This window comes from Ruminococcus sp., assembly GCF_016283395.1.
The window spans coordinates 1-16,274 of the sequence record NZ_JAEEMU010000034.1 but is presented as its reverse complement, the minus strand read 5'-3'; the positions used below and the strand labels follow the sequence as shown (position 1 = coordinate 16,274).

19 protein-coding genes are annotated in these 16,274 nt (G+C 39.8%); 1 reads left to right on the top strand and 18 read right to left on the bottom strand.

What is annotated here, in order from left to right:
* Window positions 1-31: 31 nt before the first annotated feature.
* A complete protein-coding gene (locus QZZ41_RS03315) occupies window positions 32-1,423 on the bottom strand; it encodes a DUF3991 and toprim domain-containing protein (protein WP_295068140.1) in 1,392 nt (463 codons plus the stop codon).
* 286 nt (window positions 1,424-1,709) lie between these two features.
* Between QZZ41_RS03315 and QZZ41_RS03310 the strand changes: the two genes are divergently transcribed.
* Window positions 1,710-2,222 carry a hypothetical protein gene (locus QZZ41_RS03310; protein WP_295068138.1) on the top strand — a complete coding sequence of 171 codons (513 nt, stop codon included), beginning with the start codon at window positions 1,710-1,712 and terminating at the stop codon, window positions 2,220-2,222.
* A gap of 81 nt (window positions 2,223-2,303) precedes the next feature.
* On the opposite strand, the gene QZZ41_RS03305 is transcribed toward QZZ41_RS03310, so the two are convergent.
* The 17 genes from QZZ41_RS03305 to QZZ41_RS03225 form a co-directional block, all read right to left on the bottom strand.
* Window positions 2,304-2,645: a DUF3852 domain-containing protein gene (locus QZZ41_RS03305; RefSeq protein WP_295068135.1), complete on the bottom strand. Its 342-nt coding sequence runs from the start codon at window positions 2,643-2,645 to the stop codon at window positions 2,304-2,306.
* 4 nt (window positions 2,646-2,649) lie between these two features.
* Entirely contained in the window at window positions 2,650-3,462 is an 813-nt protein-coding gene (gene srtB, locus QZZ41_RS03300; RefSeq protein WP_295068132.1) for a class B sortase, read from the bottom strand.
* Window positions 3,463-3,488: 26 nt separating this feature from the next.
* Entirely contained in the window at window positions 3,489-7,289 is a 3,801-nt protein-coding gene (locus QZZ41_RS03295) for a SpaA isopeptide-forming pilin-related protein (protein ID WP_295068129.1), read from the bottom strand.
* A gap of 19 nt (window positions 7,290-7,308) precedes the next feature.
* Window positions 7,309-8,061, bottom strand: a complete 753-nt coding sequence (locus tag QZZ41_RS03290; RefSeq protein WP_295068126.1) for a transglutaminase-like domain-containing protein — start codon at window positions 8,059-8,061, stop codon at window positions 7,309-7,311.
* A 137-nt stretch (window positions 8,062-8,198) separates the two neighbouring features.
* Window positions 8,199-8,777, bottom strand: coding sequence for a hypothetical protein (locus QZZ41_RS03285; protein ID WP_295068123.1), 579 nt, complete (start codon window positions 8,775-8,777; stop codon window positions 8,199-8,201).
* A complete protein-coding gene (locus QZZ41_RS03280; RefSeq protein ID WP_295068120.1) occupies window positions 8,767-8,904 on the bottom strand; it encodes a hypothetical protein in 138 nt (45 codons plus the stop codon). Before QZZ41_RS03280 ends, QZZ41_RS03285 begins: the two co-directional genes overlap by 11 nt.
* A gap of 9 nt (window positions 8,905-8,913) precedes the next feature.
* Window positions 8,914-9,933: a YodL domain-containing protein gene (locus QZZ41_RS03275; protein ID WP_295068117.1), complete on the bottom strand. Its 1,020-nt coding sequence runs from the start codon at window positions 9,931-9,933 to the stop codon at window positions 8,914-8,916.
* Window positions 9,933-10,139 carry a hypothetical protein gene (locus QZZ41_RS03270; protein ID WP_295068115.1) on the bottom strand — a complete coding sequence of 69 codons (207 nt, stop codon included), beginning with the start codon at window positions 10,137-10,139 and terminating at the stop codon, window positions 9,933-9,935. The genes QZZ41_RS03275 and QZZ41_RS03270 overlap by 1 nt, the downstream gene beginning before the upstream one ends.
* A 1-nt stretch (window position 10,140) precedes the next feature.
* Window positions 10,141-10,962, bottom strand: coding sequence for a DNA adenine methylase (locus QZZ41_RS03265; protein WP_295068556.1), 822 nt, complete (start codon window positions 10,960-10,962; stop codon window positions 10,141-10,143).
* A 92-nt stretch (window positions 10,963-11,054) separates the two neighbouring features.
* Entirely contained in the window at window positions 11,055-11,252 is a 198-nt protein-coding gene (locus QZZ41_RS03260; RefSeq protein WP_295068112.1) for a hypothetical protein, read from the bottom strand.
* Between the two features lie 119 nt (window positions 11,253-11,371).
* Window positions 11,372-11,617: a hypothetical protein gene (locus tag QZZ41_RS03255; protein ID WP_295068110.1), complete on the bottom strand. Its 246-nt coding sequence runs from the start codon at window positions 11,615-11,617 to the stop codon at window positions 11,372-11,374.
* Window positions 11,617-11,967 carry an LPD28 domain-containing protein gene (locus QZZ41_RS03250; protein WP_295068107.1) on the bottom strand — a complete coding sequence of 117 codons (351 nt, stop codon included), beginning with the start codon at window positions 11,965-11,967 and terminating at the stop codon, window positions 11,617-11,619. The genes QZZ41_RS03255 and QZZ41_RS03250 overlap by 1 nt, the downstream gene beginning before the upstream one ends.
* Complete coding sequence (locus tag QZZ41_RS03245) at window positions 11,964-12,233, bottom strand: DUF4314 domain-containing protein (RefSeq protein WP_295068104.1); 270 nt, start codon at window positions 12,231-12,233, stop codon at window positions 11,964-11,966. Before QZZ41_RS03245 ends, QZZ41_RS03250 begins: the two co-directional genes overlap by 4 nt.
* A gap of 1 nt (window position 12,234) precedes the next feature.
* Complete coding sequence (locus QZZ41_RS03240) at window positions 12,235-12,690, bottom strand: hypothetical protein (RefSeq protein WP_295068101.1); 456 nt, start codon at window positions 12,688-12,690, stop codon at window positions 12,235-12,237.
* Between the two features lie 329 nt (window positions 12,691-13,019).
* On the bottom strand, window positions 13,020-14,348 hold the full coding sequence (locus QZZ41_RS03235) for a hypothetical protein (protein WP_295068098.1): 1,329 nt from the start codon (window positions 14,346-14,348) through the stop codon (window positions 13,020-13,022).
* 465 nt (window positions 14,349-14,813) lie between these two features.
* Window positions 14,814-15,827, bottom strand: coding sequence for a DUF6329 domain-containing protein (locus QZZ41_RS03230; RefSeq protein ID WP_295068096.1), 1,014 nt, complete (start codon window positions 15,825-15,827; stop codon window positions 14,814-14,816).
* Window positions 15,828-15,839: 12 nt separating this feature from the next.
* The coding region (locus QZZ41_RS03225; RefSeq protein ID WP_295068093.1) for an ImmA/IrrE family metallo-endopeptidase at window positions 15,840-16,274 on the bottom strand (435 nt) is incomplete at its 5' end.

Below are 16,274 nucleotides of genomic sequence, written 5' to 3'. Positions count from 1 at the left end.
CCTGTTGCCCACGACAACAGGGGGTGTTGTCTTACCCGAAAGCCATGACCGCTTCAGCTTCCTCTGCTTGTTCTTCGCTCTGCTCCTGTTTCTGACAGCATTCCTCCACTGTCAACCTTATAGCCGAGTCCGCAAGCTGATAAAGCAGTTTCGCCGTCTGGACAGACTGCTCCCTTGTTCGTGCCGTTTGTCTAAAATCGCTCTCCACAACCTTGAAAATATTGCTCATATCACGCCACTTTCGCCCTATTCCGCCCTTGTCGGCATACGACCTGTATTCTTTCCTCAGCTTGGCGCAGAGCCTCTTAAAATCGCTGTTATACCCTGCCTGCTGCAAATAGAAAACCGAGCCTGTTATTGCAAGCTCGGTCATAAAAACTGTATCTCCGTTTCTGTACGCCTTTTTCAGCTCATTCACAAAGCCGTAAGGGTTAAAGCTCAGTTCGTGGAGATCTTCTGTTATTTCAAGGTATTTATTCTTTCGGAAATGAGGTACGGCAGTGAGAGCCTCTGCTCCGTTCACAGACTTAAGCGTTTCATTGAAGTCCTTGTATTCGGGAGCGCACCGCTGTATATCGGTATATCCTTTATCTGTGAGTATATCCATGAGCCTTTCATATCCATCGATACCGCCCTCGTCGTTATCGGTACAGATACATATCTTATGCAGACTATCATGTGTCTCCAGTGCCTGCATAAGCGGATTCTCATATATGCCATTCAGTGCTATATAGCTGTGCTCCTGCCAGTTATCAGGATACAGCGTTATGAAACTGAGCATATCGATAGGTGCTTCAAAGACGTACAGCTTGTCCGATGTACCGAAGTGTGAAAAGCTGTATCTTGTATCAGAGCCCTCCACAGTGATACGAAACGAATTTCCGTAAGTGATAGTGGAGCGTTTGCTTGCCTGTTTCGGTTTCCCATCCTCGTCAAGTCCTACGAATACAGCGTTATGATATGCCTTGTCCTCATACAGTGTATGATTCCTTGCGAAGTGAGTGATTATCTCAGGAGAGATATATCGCTGTTTTATGAGGTAGGCGTACACCCTGTGCATATCCTCATTCGCTTCGGGGAGCTCAAATTCTTTTTTCTTTGTAGCTGTCTCAACTTTATGCGGAGGGCTGTGCTGCTGCGGTTCTACTGAATATCCGAGCAGGCTCTGTACAGCATCGACAAAGTTCATACCATAAAAATACTGCATAAACTTTATAGCTCCGCCGCCTGTCTGATTCTTATGATCAAACCAACGGTTGCCAGACATGGTTATGCTGTCATGCTTACCACCGCCATCGGTATATATGAGCTTGTACTCGCGTCCTGCGCGTTCAAGCTTTTCGCCGCGCATACGCAGAAAATCTTCTAATTCGGTATTATTTGCCTGCTGTTTCTGTTCCTCTGTAAATGGTATGTATGGCATAGGTCACCTCCAAATTAATAAATCTTTCAAACTTAGGAATTATGCATTTATAACTGTTATCCTCTGGTCTACATCATTTTATCGCTTGCCGCACACATAATTATATTTCTTGATTATTGGTTTATTTCATGATATAATACTTTTACAACTAATATAGAAGATTACATATGAGAAAAACATTTTCATTAATAACTGCCTTAACAATTTTCGCATCATTATCGCTAAACAATTATTCTTCATTTCCTAAAACAACGATTTAAAGAAATTCTTTCAATGGAGTGGTAAGATGAAAAAATTAAAGCGTATCGGACTATTAATATTTTCAATTTTATTAATAGTAGTGATAATAAATATAATATATTTGAGATTGCACGATATTTCCAAGAATTATATAAGTATAATGAATTCCAATGCTAAGAGTGTTCTTAAGTGTATTGAATCAAATAATTATAATTTTGATAATTACTGTAAAAATTATAATATTCCTCAAAACGAAACAGCATATATATCCGGTACAATAACAAGCTATCATGACATGATAATCGATGCTAATAAATACTGCAATGAACGAAAAAACATAACGGTCAATCCTACCATTGAAAGGAAAACAAGTTTTTACTGGATTATAAAAATAGATAATAATAAAGTATCTGAGATCTGGACTTGTAATGTACCTCTCAACTATTCACAATTAAAGTCTTACAGTTTTAATGAGCAGGTCGATATGATGCCATTATTGAGAAAAGACAAGTTCAATTATGCAATTGGATATTACAATGTTGATAAACCGCTATCATAATATAATTATATTCTCTAAATCTAATTATTATAAGATAAAGCCGCTTCATCTATAAGCGGCTTTTTATTTATAACAAACATTTTAAATATTAACTATGCTCCAAATGTACAGCGGAGCTGTAAGCGTAAATATTAAACAGCCGAAAATTATAGCCGCCGGAGTCCATTCGATCTGACCGTGCTTACGGTAATCCATATAAAGCAGTCCAATTTTAACAAACAGTAGGATCGCGAGCACAACGTCTATAACAGGAAAAATGACATTGTTGGTTATTGTTTTTATCTGTCCTCTTGCCTGATTCCAAGTGCTTTCTACCGCACCTGCAACGTCGCCCTCAGCGTGAGCGTTCATAACTGCAAAATTCATAAATGTCATTACAGCCGCAAGCTCACAAGCGAGTGCTCTCTTTAAATTTTTCTTCAATATATCAGCCTCCATTCGTTTCTACAAGCTTTCCCGTAAGGATAGTCCTTGCATTTTCATATTCGTAACTGCACGTAGATAGTGATATGAACCTGTCATTGTCAGTGTACTCTATCCCCCTCAGAACTGCCGATTTTTCGCATATATGCGGTATCCACTCTGATATCGGAGTATTGCCGTCATACAGCTCATCGTTACAGTCGGTCTTGGCGCAAGAGAAAAAGTCTATACGGTATACGGCTTCGGGTGTAGCAAGCCAACCATATCTGTGACTATCAAAGTAACTACTGTCAGCGAAGTTCAGCACTCCTGCAAACATTGTACCGTTTTTCATGCTGTGTCCGTAAAGGAGATTCACAGGATTCATGAACCTGTTTTCACAGCGGCAGTCGAGAAATATCGCTCCCGATTTAAGACTTCTGCAGTCAAATGCATGAGAAAGATAGTATTCGTTATCCCTGCCCTGAGTAACAGGATAGGATATGTTTGTATTCGGTATGTACAGCCAACCGATAGCATCGGGATAGGCTTCGTTTAATGACTGTGCCGATTCTACAAGGCTCTTTCGCACTTCATCAGGAATAGTATTTATAACCGAAACATTCGTTGTTTCAGCATTAACTGTATTACCCTCATTTACCACTGCTGTTTCTGCTACAGTTGCTTCCATAAAGTCATCTGTTATATCATCAAGAATTCCATTTGAAACTATAATCGGTCTGAACTTGAGAAGATCTTTTTCAATATTTTTTTGTGAAATATCATCCTTGAAATATAAATAGAAACCTCCTATGATAATGGCGATTGAAACGACCATAATTATCCGAAATATGTTCTTCCTATTCATTTTTTCGTGCTTTCAATGTAATAAGGACAAAGGTCAGCATATTCGTTACCGAGGGAATCCGTTTCCTTTTCTTTTTTTCTGTACTTATGGGACACGTAGAAAACTCCGCAAAGACCTGCAATTATCATCGCAAGTCCAAGCGGACTTCTTCCTGTATCACCTGTAGATGGAGGTGTGACAGGCTTGTCAATAGCATTATCGACCATAGTTATACAAGGTACTCCATCTGCGTTGTAAGCATTCGTCTTAACTCCGTTAACAGTAACAATGCCATTTTCATCAATAGTAAATCTTATATCTGTAGCGATAACATATCCGTCAGGAGCAGCAATTTCTTTAAGTGTATATTCGTCTGCAGTGATATTATTGATTATATGGCTATCATTGCCTGAGGTCCATTCATCTATGATATCACCATTTTTATTAATTAGCCGCATTTTTGCTCCTGTGAGTTCCTTACCGTAAATATCCGTTTTTCTTATCGAAACGGAAACAGGACGGTTTTCAGCGGTTATCTCCACAACATCACCATCCTCGCTGATATCCACAGGATACAGCTTATCAGAAAGATAATATCCTTTTGGAGCAGCTATTTCACTCACGATATATTTTCCGTAAGGAATATCAGTGAAACTGAACTTTCCATCCTTATCAGATTCCGTTATAATTAATGCATTCTCAGCAATAAACTCATTAGTATCGGTTGAGAAAAGTCCGAATACAGCCTTTTCGAGAGGCTCGTTCTTTTCATTGACTTTTATGCCTGATACACTGCCGCGCTTGAGGTCATTCACAAAAGTGCCGCAATCAATGTCAACTGTAGTCTGCGCCTGTCCCATATACTTGAAGTTTACAAGGTATTTCTCGCCGTTGAGCATATAGCTTTCATCGGTTGAGATTTCTTCAACGTAATACTTAGCAAAAGGTAACTTTTCCTCAAAATGTGCATTCATGTCTTCACCGAGAGTTACGATTGAAATCAAGCCATTTTCAGGGATAACGGTACCGTCTGCGGCAGTAATATCTTCAGCAGCGAACAGTCCGAATGTGACGTTCTTGTACTCGTTCTTATCGCTGATACCGAACTTCTCATCATGTTCCATGATTTTTTTGAGATGTATGTCAACGCTTTGATAATCATTAATGAAAATGGTATTTACCGCATCAGCGACTGCGACTTCCTGTCCTGCATATGTAAGTTCAATGAGCTTTTCTTCACTGTTAAGCACATAACCCACAGGAGCTTTTTTCTCGCTTACAATATATTTGCCGAGATACAAATCTCCTGTAACGGTATAACCATTTTCGTTAGTGATAAGGTCGGCAACTACGTCACCGTTGCTTGCTCTGAGTGTTCCGTCTGGGGTATAGATGTCCTCTGCGGCTTTCACCTCAAATTCAGCTCCGCTAAGACCTCTTTCCTCAAAAACGGGAGTATACTTATCGCCAACTGCAATTACACTCTTGAAAACATCTCCGCGCTTGGAAACCGATATTTTTCCTTTCTGAGCTTTATCAGCTTTTGTTACTTTGATAATCCTTACAGCGTTTTCTTCATTTACATTTGACTCTGAAACCATAAAAGGAACAGGTGTACTGTCAAGAACATATCCGTAAGGTGCCTGTACCTCAACAAGCGTATATTTGCCGTAATTAATGGCTTCAGGAGTTATTAGATACCCATCGTTATTGGTGTAGAAAACTTCAACACCGAGATTTACAGGATTACCGTTGTCGTCATATATGCGGAAACCTGCCCCTTCATAAGGAATAACATTCCCTGTTTCAGCATCGACTTTGGTTATGTGTATATACGACTTAAATGGCTTGTTATTTAGGATATACTCATAAGTTTTTTCGCTTTCAAAAATATTCACATCAAAATCAGCAAAAAATTCAGCATCATTAACTGTTTTTGTCTGATGTACAGTATATGTGCCATAGGGTAAATCCTTAGTCTTAGCGATGCCGTTCTTATCAGTTATCAGATAATCACGCTCTGTTTCACTTGCACTTTCATAACTGCCAGCTGACTTGAGATAGACCTGAAACTCAGCATTGCTCTCAAGATTATTAATTGTATCATCTTCATCATCACTATGCTTTAGAATAGATACTCTACCTTTGATAATATCCTCAGTAACATCAAGAGCTATTGTATTTGTCTCGATAACATACATCTCAGGCTCTGCGCCAACCTTGTAAATGGTATCATTGAGCTGATAGCCCTGAGACGGTTTAAGCTCCTGAAGTGTATAGTTGCCGCAGATAAATTCGTCAGTAATGAAGTGACCGTTTTCGTCTGTTGTATATGTGGCAATTCTTTCGCCGTCACGGTAAAGCCCATATACAGCTCCAGACAGCGTTGCATCGCCCTGTGCAGTGATGTTCTCACTGTCGTTCTTTTTTACCTCTGCCTTGAACTTTTTGAGACGGTTCTCAAACTTCACACCGACAGTAAGGTCAGCGTTTCCTCTTGTAAGGGTTACGTCTTGCGGCTTTTGGGCTACATATTTCGAGTCGGTATTGACCTCGGAAACTGTGTAGTTTATCACACCTTTGGTACTGAAATCATAAACGTGAAGTCCGTCAAATTCTGCAATACCTTTTTCATCGGTAACAGCAGTTTTTGAATGTTTCTTTCCGCCGTCAGTCCATGTGAGCTGAAACTCGCGGTCTGCAACAACTCCGTCCTCGGCAGTCTTATTGACAGTTATCTTTCCGCTTGTGATATCTTCCTCAACATTTACGTTGCCGTTAGCTTTCAGCGGTACAACATCGGGAGAGAGGTCATAACCTTTCGGCGCGGAAATTTCCTTGACATAATAATGCTTGTTGGGCAGCTTTATCGAACCTGTTCCGTCAGCTCCTATGGTTATCTCTCCGACTTTCTGAGAGCAGTTCTTATCGGTATATACGCCGTATATCGCCTTAGAGCCGTCAATGCTGCTTATGCCGCTTATCTTAACGCTGTTATCAGTGCTGAGAACCTTTGTAATGTTGAACTTCACGTCATTCTGAGTAACGCGAAATGCCGACATATTCAGCGCAGTTGAGCTTTTACCGTCAGTCCTGTTATTGATAACACAGCCCTCTGAGCCGTTCGACTCGATACGCCAGTGAGTGCCGCCGTCACCATTTCCGTCACCGACTGTTCTGCTGCTTATGTAACTTTCATTTACGCCGATACTTTTAAGGTAGGATATGACATCATTCCTGCTGTCGAATTCCCCCATATATATCCAAGAATGATCCTCGCCTTTGGGATTCTGAGCTATTACCATAGAGCCTGCGGAAATAGTCGAGCCGTCTGAACATTCCCAATACGGATGCTTAGTACATGGAATATTCGACTTCTCTACGTCTATCTTTGATGTAACACCTTTGTATGTGATAGTGCAGTTATCATTCACACTCAGCCAATGGGGAGTATCAACGGGAACAGGGTTATTCCACGAAAATCCGCTTGTGGAATATCCGAGGTGCGTGAGCGTATAGTATAGAAGTCCCGAACAGTCAACGCCCTGATTTCGTACATAGTCGAGATCAAGAGGAGTATAACTGCCCTGATAGTAAACTCCTGTATATCCTTTGTATCCCCAGCCGTAGGGAGCTCCGAGCAGAGTGGCAGCTTCTGCTATGACTTCATCAGCTGTGGGAAAGGCTATATTTTCAGTTGTCATTGCAGCACTAACGGAAAGCGTTCCGCCGACAGAAGTGCTGAACAATGAAACAGCGCAGAGACTTGCTATTATCCCTGCGCCGATCTTCTTTATTCTATTTTTGAATTTGATCATATTTTACTCCTTATGTATATTAATGCAGTTCATCGTAGCTCAAATCGCTGATGATACTGCTGTCTGAAATGTGAGTGCCGTCAAAATCGACGACCTCGGTAAAGCAAGAATTGTAGTCGAGAAAATAACCACCCTCGGTATCGAGAACATACCATATACCGTCCACATTCACGATATTTGCAACGTGACCGTACACACCTACGTCCGTCCATACAAGACGGCATTGCAGTCCGTTATCACAGCACAGCTCATAGGTCATACAAGCGTGATTAACACAGGTGCCGCTTCCGTTCTGCCGCATATATTCGTATACAGCTTTAGCCTTGCCGTAGTCAGTTCCGTCATTTGAAAGAATAATCTTTGGTTCAGAAACTGGCTCTGCTACGTCTATCAAAGGCATGGTCTTCTGTGCGGTCGTGACTGGTATCGTTACTGCCGCTATCGCATCTGACGTTGTCGTATGCGGCGGTTCTGTGGCTTGGGTGGTATTATCGTGACTCGTTACCTCTTCGTCCCACACAGCCGCTTCTGCGATGCTGACAAGCACTGTCGTTTGTATCGTGGTTTCCTGTGTCATCGCAGTTGTTGTCTGTACGAAAGAAGTTACTGTTATAATAACAGTTGTTGTACCAGCAGTTGTGCTTATCATTTTTTCTTCTGCTGATACTGTTGTAGGTTCTGTTTCCTCAGGCGGTCTTTCTCTCTTATCCTTGCTTTGTCCACAGCCTGTAAGCAGCATTAGGAACGCTAAAATGGCGGTTATTTCTTTCATAACCATACCCCCTTTGTGTTTTTTATCACCATACCACAAATATTCGGGGATGTCTATAATTCTGCCGAAAAATCGACCTAACCACCAAATTGCACCGTTTGTTTTTGACCTGTGGGACAAAGACGGATAATTACTGCTTACATAGCCATTGAAAAATCCTCATCTTCGACTTCTGTTTCATCATCGCTGAGTTCTTCGTTCTCGTCCTCTGATTCTACATCGTCGAGTTCTTCATCTTCGTCAGGCTCCTCGATATCGTCCATATTCTCGTCGAAGTCCTCATCCTCGGATTCGTCATTGTCGAGTTCTTCATCCTCATCTGGTTCTTTGATATCTTCAAGTTCCTCGCCGATGATCTCAGCTTTATCTTCGCTTACAGTTTCATCAACGGCAACTGTCTGAGCATTTTTCAGCTCCTGATCCCTGTTAAGCTCCGCCTCCACAAGTCCAAGGACAAACTCCTTCTGTGTCATGTTATGCTCATGCAGATAGTCCTTCAGCCTCTGAAACATTTCTTCAGGCATCTGGAATGCCATTGTTCTCATGGGACCCATATTTTTCACCTCCTGCGGCTGTATCTTCGGGTGCAGTTCATTGTAGAGTGCCTGCGATACGAATTCAGCCATTGTCATTCCCTTTGACTCTATATATTCTCTGATCTCTGCGTGTAAGTCGGCATCTATCTTTACGGTTATGCCCTTTTTCTCATCTGCCATTATTTTCACTCCTTAAAAATTTCCTTATCGCATTTTCAGCGAACTCGTCTACTGTCACTTTCTGTTCAGCGGCAGCTTCCTCAAGCTGTTCTGCAAGAGGAGACGGTATAAATACTTCTTCTTTCATTGACACCTCCTATACCTGAGAAATGCCATCGTCCTGTTCTTCTACCTGATTATCGGCAAGTTCTTCATTTGTCATGTATATCAGCGGATATCTGAACATTTCAGAGTATTTTTTTATCTGCTCATCTGTAAGCGAGACTTCAATACCCTCGCCGTACTCATTTTCGCCATTGCCAACCACCATAAATGTACCGTGAATAGTAACAACGCCTGCATTTCGATTAGGCTCACAGCCTTTCAGCAAAAACTCCTCATCGCAATATATCAGGGCATTATTATCTTCTGCAAAATATACAGGCTCGATAAGACCTCCGACTACATTCTGCTTGGCTTTCAGCTCATCGCGTATCTCGGCTTCATAAGGCTCTTTGCCTGTCTCGCAGATAAGAACTCTCAGCATATCACTGCGTTCAACCTTTGATATATCAAAGTCTATCTTCTGAAAGCCGATATGGTCGCAGTAATAGAAGCCCTTATCGTTGCCATCACATATCTCTACGACATCGCTTACCGACATTGAATGCCCATAATATCCAGGAGGACATTCAGTATTGCAGAGTGAAAAAACGCTTTCGATATCCGAGCAGTTTACTACGCCGCCGTATACCTGATGGTATATTTCAGGATCAACGTTTGCGCTTTTCATGACATTTTCATAGCTCATAAACATACGCTTGTTTTTATCCTTGCAGTCGTCAATCTGAAATACCCTTATACGCATTTTAGGTGAGGTAAACTGTTCAATCCTTGTTTTCGCCCACTGCGGCAGCTTCTCTTTATCAGCCACTCCCATGAAATCGCTTCTGCGGAAACAGCATTCCTCACCGTCAGCAAGAAACTTTCCGAAGACCTTTCCGCCGAGCTTATCAGGATAACAGCCGAAGCCACTTGTTGCATAGAAATACTGAAAATACGGCTGTCGGAATTCCTCTTTCAGCGACGACGTCTTTATTATCAGCAGCTTTCCTGCATATTCGTTATCGTCTGCGACACATTTGCTTCTGTCAAGCATTTTCAGTTTATCATTCATCATGAACCGCCCTTTAAGATACTGATTATGAGGTCGGGCGGTATTTCTGGTATACCAGTTCTTCCCTCAAGCTGCTGTACCGTCACATCTTCCTCATTTAGAACAAGACGTATGACATTCGCTGTATTGGCTTCGTGTATGATTCCCATGATAACAATATCATCGTTGTCATCAACAAAGCCTATGGTGTGAATTATCTTTTTCATATTAAAATCCTTCCTCGTCATCGTCAAGAAATGACAGCTGACGGTTTAAATTACGTCTTTCGGACGTATCGTAATTGCTGATAAATACTTCGCGATATTCAGCGCCGTTTTCATACCGCAAAGCAAGATTATTAGGTCTTACCACTTCCTCGATATATATGCCTTGGATATCCCACAGTTCTCTTATCTCAGGGCAGTCGTTATACGATACAAGGAACTTTCCCTCACATTCGAGCAGGGTATTCCTAAGCCTTATATGATCTTCTCTTGTGAAGTCAACATCTTTATAGAAGCTCTCCGTATCATAGTACGGCGGATCGCAGTAGAAGAAACTGTCAGGTCTGTCATAGAGCTTTATGAGTTCCTCAAAGTCCCTGTTCTCAATTGCGACTGTCTGAAGCCTTTCTGCGGCTCTTTCGATAATTGGAAACTTCTTCCACATGGAAACAGGTTTGCAGCAGTATTGGTCAGTTTTATGGCCGTAGCTATACTGTATAAGGTAGTAGAACCTGGCTGCTCTGTCATAGTCATGGAATCGTGTAAAAAGGCCTCTCCTGCGCTGATGAACTATACAACGAAATTCATCACGGGCATTTATCATGTATCTGAGCTTGTATATTAGTTTTCTGGCATTCTGTCTGACACAACGGTAAAGGTTCACAAGGTTGCTGTTGGCGTCATTGAATACCTCAAAGGTTTCGGGCGTTTTATGGAACAGTACCCAGCCTGCACCGCCGAAAACTTCTATATACCTCCCATAATCAAGCGGAAATCGTATCAATATCTTGTCGCGGAGAGACTTTTTGCCTCCCACCCATGACATAAAACTATTCATACAACTCCTTTCCGCCGCTTTAATACGTTGGAAACAGAAAAAGCCGCCTGTACGGAATATTTCTGCTCCCGACAAGCGGCTTACAAATTATTTTTCTTTGCCTTTAAACAGGCGATTATCATTCCTTTCTTAGTAGTATAGTCTGCCGCCTCATTGACGGCGATACAAAGCTCACGGTACTGCTTACATGATAAGACTGTCTTTGCTCTTTTCAGCATTGACGGTATATCGCCGCAAAGCACAACGCTTGCTTTTTCGTATCTTTTGCGTGTCTGCATACGACCTCCTTCCCTCAAAGAGTATCAGGACGTATTCATATTTCATTCCTCCTTTATCGCTCCGAGATTGGCTATGCGCCGAGCCGTCGCTGTTTTTGAAACATATATATTAACAACAGTCAAAACTGCTGGGATAAGCAATCGCTTTCTTCCTGCATATCTTCTTCTCTGCAGGGTTCAATGTACTCTGTGATGATACAGAGGGCTTCGTTATAGCTTCCCGAAGAAGTTACGCGATCATACATCTCCGCAGCTTCCTCTGCCATTCCGTTGTTTTTCAGTGTCCTTGAGGCTATTCCGAGCAAATTGAATATATTGCCGTCAGCTCCTATTATGGGACACATTGGTCTTTTTCTTTCTGCCATTATCTCATCTCCATTTCCTCGGACTCTTCTTCATAACAGTCCGTATTTATATATTCATCAAGCTTTACGCTATCACCGAGATAACTATAATCATCTTTATCAACAAACTTGCTGTGCCAGACCTCGTCCATTTCTATAGGCTCTTTACAGATTATCGTACCCCAGTGGTTGACCATTACAGACGGCTTAATTTCGCATATCTCTCCTTTACAGTCATCATCGTGCCTGACATCATATACATACAAGTCTTGAGGAATCGTATCACGGTCAACTCTCATATTTGTGAACAGCACACGTTGTCCAAGCATATCCATAAGCTCGAAGCTTTCTTCTGCGGCGTTTACTTTCATAGCTGCATCCCCATGTCAGGTACTTCGGATATGTTTTCTTCCTGTGAAACAGTATGAAAGCTGTCAACGCCGGGAACGAGGGAAAGCCCTTGCCCGTTATCCCATTTCATCATAATGCTGCATATATCATCAACTCCAATAACAGTTCCCATAGTTCCAGAAGGAACAGGTCGAGGATCATCTGGCATATGATCGCAGCATATTCTTGTACCTGCAGGATACTGCCTGCGTATTCTTTCGACTTCATTTTTGCTTGGAATATTCATATTATCTTCCTCCTTTATTTACAGGAAACACGGGATCGATTGTCCAGCCTTTCATAAACCACAAATAAATGATTATCCTGCCGAGTTCCTTGGTTTTTACCTGCTTTTTATGCAGTCTCTCGTTTGCTTCGACAACTACATTCTCCCACCATCCGCAGAGTTCATCGATCTCCCCTTCCGAAAGTTTACGATAACATTCACAATTAAGGCAGAGCATAAGTTTGCCGTCATTTTCTTCAATATCAGGAACTGCGGAATAAATGCGGCTTTCAAAGCATAGTGGAAGAAAAACAGGAGTAAGCGCATTACAGGAACTTACATATATCTCTTTCCTGCATTTCTTCTTTTCTCGCTCTATAAGGAAACGGTAATCATCTCCGCTGTCCCACGGATTTTCGTATGGTGCTTCTCCCTTTACCATTATAGGGGAAAATAGTTTGAGTTTTATAAATTTCACAGTTACCCTCCTAAAAAGAAATGCCGCCGAGTTCTTCTTCCTCAGCGGCTTTCTTCAGTTATATTAAATATAATCGAATTACATTACTTAATAATATCATGAAAAAGCAGCATGTATTACACTTCTACATGCCGCTTTTCACTACTTATTTAATAATTCTTCTCTTAAATTTTTCAATATAAAAATGATATATATCTTTAACAACTTAGATATTATTATTCTGACTATTCCTAATGATTATGATACTCACTAATATTACCAATAAGCAAAAAATCTTTTTATAAATTCTTTGTTTGATATTTTTAATTATAGAAATATATTAACCATGCTTATTTTAAAGATATAATCATATATCTTAACGAATCATCCGAATAAGTACCATAACTAAGAAATAGCTTGTTATTAGATACTTTAAACCAATAAAAGATATCGTTTTTATCTTTAATATCATCCAAAAAATCTATTTTGACAACTATATCTTTTTGAACATCATAAAACATAGGAGATCCGATATAAGATCCATACCATGTTACATATCTTCCATTGGTATAAATATTAGTTGCATACGCTACAACATTATTTCCCGTAAGTAATATAGGCTCAATTTCACAATTTCGAACGATTTTTAAACCATGAGATGTAGTAGCTTCATCTTTAGGATCTCCTGTTAAAGGATCAAAATCCGTATCAATTTTTTTCCCTTTTATCAATTGTATAAAAGAGTTTTCTGAAATATTATCATGAATAGATATAATATTATCATAAGAATAAAAATATGAACCTAATAATGTTTTGGGCTTAAACATAGCTCCATTTTCATTACAGAAAACACCTGTGGTTTCATCATTTGACAAACTAAACCATGCAATTTTATTCATATATTCATTTGGTAAAGCAGCATCGTCATACATTAATTCAAGTTTTCTTTTTTTAATGTCATAACAATAAATAATCCTATGCTTTTTATTCTTTTCATCGATATTTATTATATCATCATAATATATTTTATTATCAATAATAACTGGAGTATTAAAGTGAATCATACAATATGCACTTTGGGTCATAGGATTAATTGCTGATTCATAGAATATCAAATCTTCATTTGTATTCAAATCATATAAATGATACTCTGGTGCTTGCCATTTAATATTATCATCTTTTATATATATCATATAATTATCCTTTATATACACCATAGAAATAGCACTTTCATCTTCATTTTCAACAAGTATACTAAGAATGTTATTTCCATAATTATACGATGCAATCTTTTGATTATCATCAATAACATAATTACCATATAACATGCCGTTCTCATCAAAATGAACAGGAGTAAAACCTTTAGGCAGTTCAATATCCATAAAGTTAAAATTCGGATACGCTTCTTTAATATCTATCACTTGTTTATAAAACGTTATAAAATCGGTTTGTGATACTATTTGAGCGTTGGCATAGTCATTTTCATCAAGAACAATTGCTTGTGATTCATCATATATAAAAGGTTTCTTTCCATTGTTTGATTCAACCTTTAAAGAATTTCCATTTATACAATTTGGCAGTAAATGCTCGTTTTTTTTATCATAGCAACTTGATAAAGGAACAATACATATAAAAAAAAGTATAAAAGCTTTTACTATCCAATAATTTCGAATCACCATATCATTCCCCTTGGCGAAATAGCTAAAACAGAAGAAACAGCATTAAATAACACTTTTTTCACAAAAAACTCCTTTCAAATCGGTTAAAATTATTGTTTAAAAAAAACTTGCTCGATTATCTCATACAGATAGATTTTAATTCTTATTAATGAACTATTACCCACATTTTGATCAATTTAACATTTCTTTTTCACCTTCTTTCAAAGTTATCTTTTTATCATTTTATATATTACTATATGATCTCATATGTATAATAACAGTTTTATATTTTATTTTCAATAGAATTTCCTAACTTACATATTTTTTTCCTAATCTGCACCTAATTTTAAAATAAATACCTATTTATTAAAATAAAAACACAATCACAAGTTATCGCTGCCGTCCCATGGATTTTCGTATGGTGCTTCTCCCTTTACCATTATAGGGGAAAATAGTTTGAGTTTTATAAATTTTACGGTTGACCTCCTAAAAAGAAATGCCGCCAAGTCCTTCATCAGCGGTCATATCCTGATTCTCTGTAATTGTTACTGTGATATCGGGTTGAAATGGGAGATCAAGATCACTTACCTCAACAGCTGATATATTCGTCTTTTCTTTCAATATTTCAGCGGCTGAATCACGTATCATTCTCTTTATATCGTGGTAGTCGCAATCCAGTTCATTGAGAACATCTTCTATGGTAAACTCCCTTTGTCCGATGTGAGCGAAGGTCGCTATCCTGTCTGCGGCACTCGATATGATGTCAAGGAGCCTTTTCTCGCTCTCAGTAATGGGAGCTTTCACATTTTTAAGTCCACTCAGCTCCAAGTCGTGCTGTTCTATCATTTCCTTTGCATGAGGAACAAATGCCGAATACTTAGCAAAATTGCAGCCGTCTGCATTTATCAGTAGCCCGTCTCCGCTTGCCTCGTCATATATGAGGAGGCAATGACTGTTATTATCCTTATCGTAATACATACACTCCTGATTATCAGCGATAAAATCATAGCAGTTATCAGTAATATTGATAAGTGCGCTGTATTCCTCATGCGGAATAGCTATAGCTTTCTCAACGATACAGTCGGCAGGCTCATAAAAATTTGCCTTATAGTTCATCGTAGTTCTTATAACGAGCTTATCTGTAGTCTCGATCTCAGGCGGAGTCGTTAATTCGCTGTATAGGTCTGAGATCGTTTCAGCATGGCTTTCACATATCCTGTCATTCATTTTATCAGAATCCCCCTGTGAAATGTACAGCATAAGGTCATTAAGCTGTCCGATATTATCATGCAGGATTATTCTTGAAGCTACCTCCATGTCGATCTGACTCTGGGCATATATCTCAAGCTCATACCCGATATCATTATGATTTGAAAGGTTTACTTCTTGCAGAGGTACATTCAGTCCGATACCTGCAAGCTGTTTTTCAAGTTTTTCGGTTTCCTTTGGCAGTCCTGTGAATAGTGTTTTTTCATTGTTTTTTATCAGAATGCCTATCATAAATATTCCTCCTTACATAGCAAGACCGAGGCTCTCGTCCTCGGTCAGTTCCTCTGTTTGATTTTCGGATAAAGTCTGAAGCTCTGCGTCAATGGCATCACATATTGTCCTTGCAGTCTCCTGTATCTCATTAAGGAAGCGGTTGAGCTGTTCAAGCTGCTTTCCCTGACTCCAAGAGGCTATATATGGGAAACTGTAATCACTTGTATCGATACCATACCTTGAAGCCACGATATATGCCACCGATTCAGCCTGTACTTCCTTATCGCTTCGGGAAGTATTTGCCGTTGGAAGCTTTTTATCGGGATCGTGCAGCAGGGCGTGAGCGCATTCATGTATAGCAGTCTTAACGGCTTGTGCGCCGCTAAGATTCTCCTGTATCACTATACGCTGTTCGCCGTAGCTGTAATATCCCTTTGCTCCGCTGCTGTTGTGCTCGAAATCAAC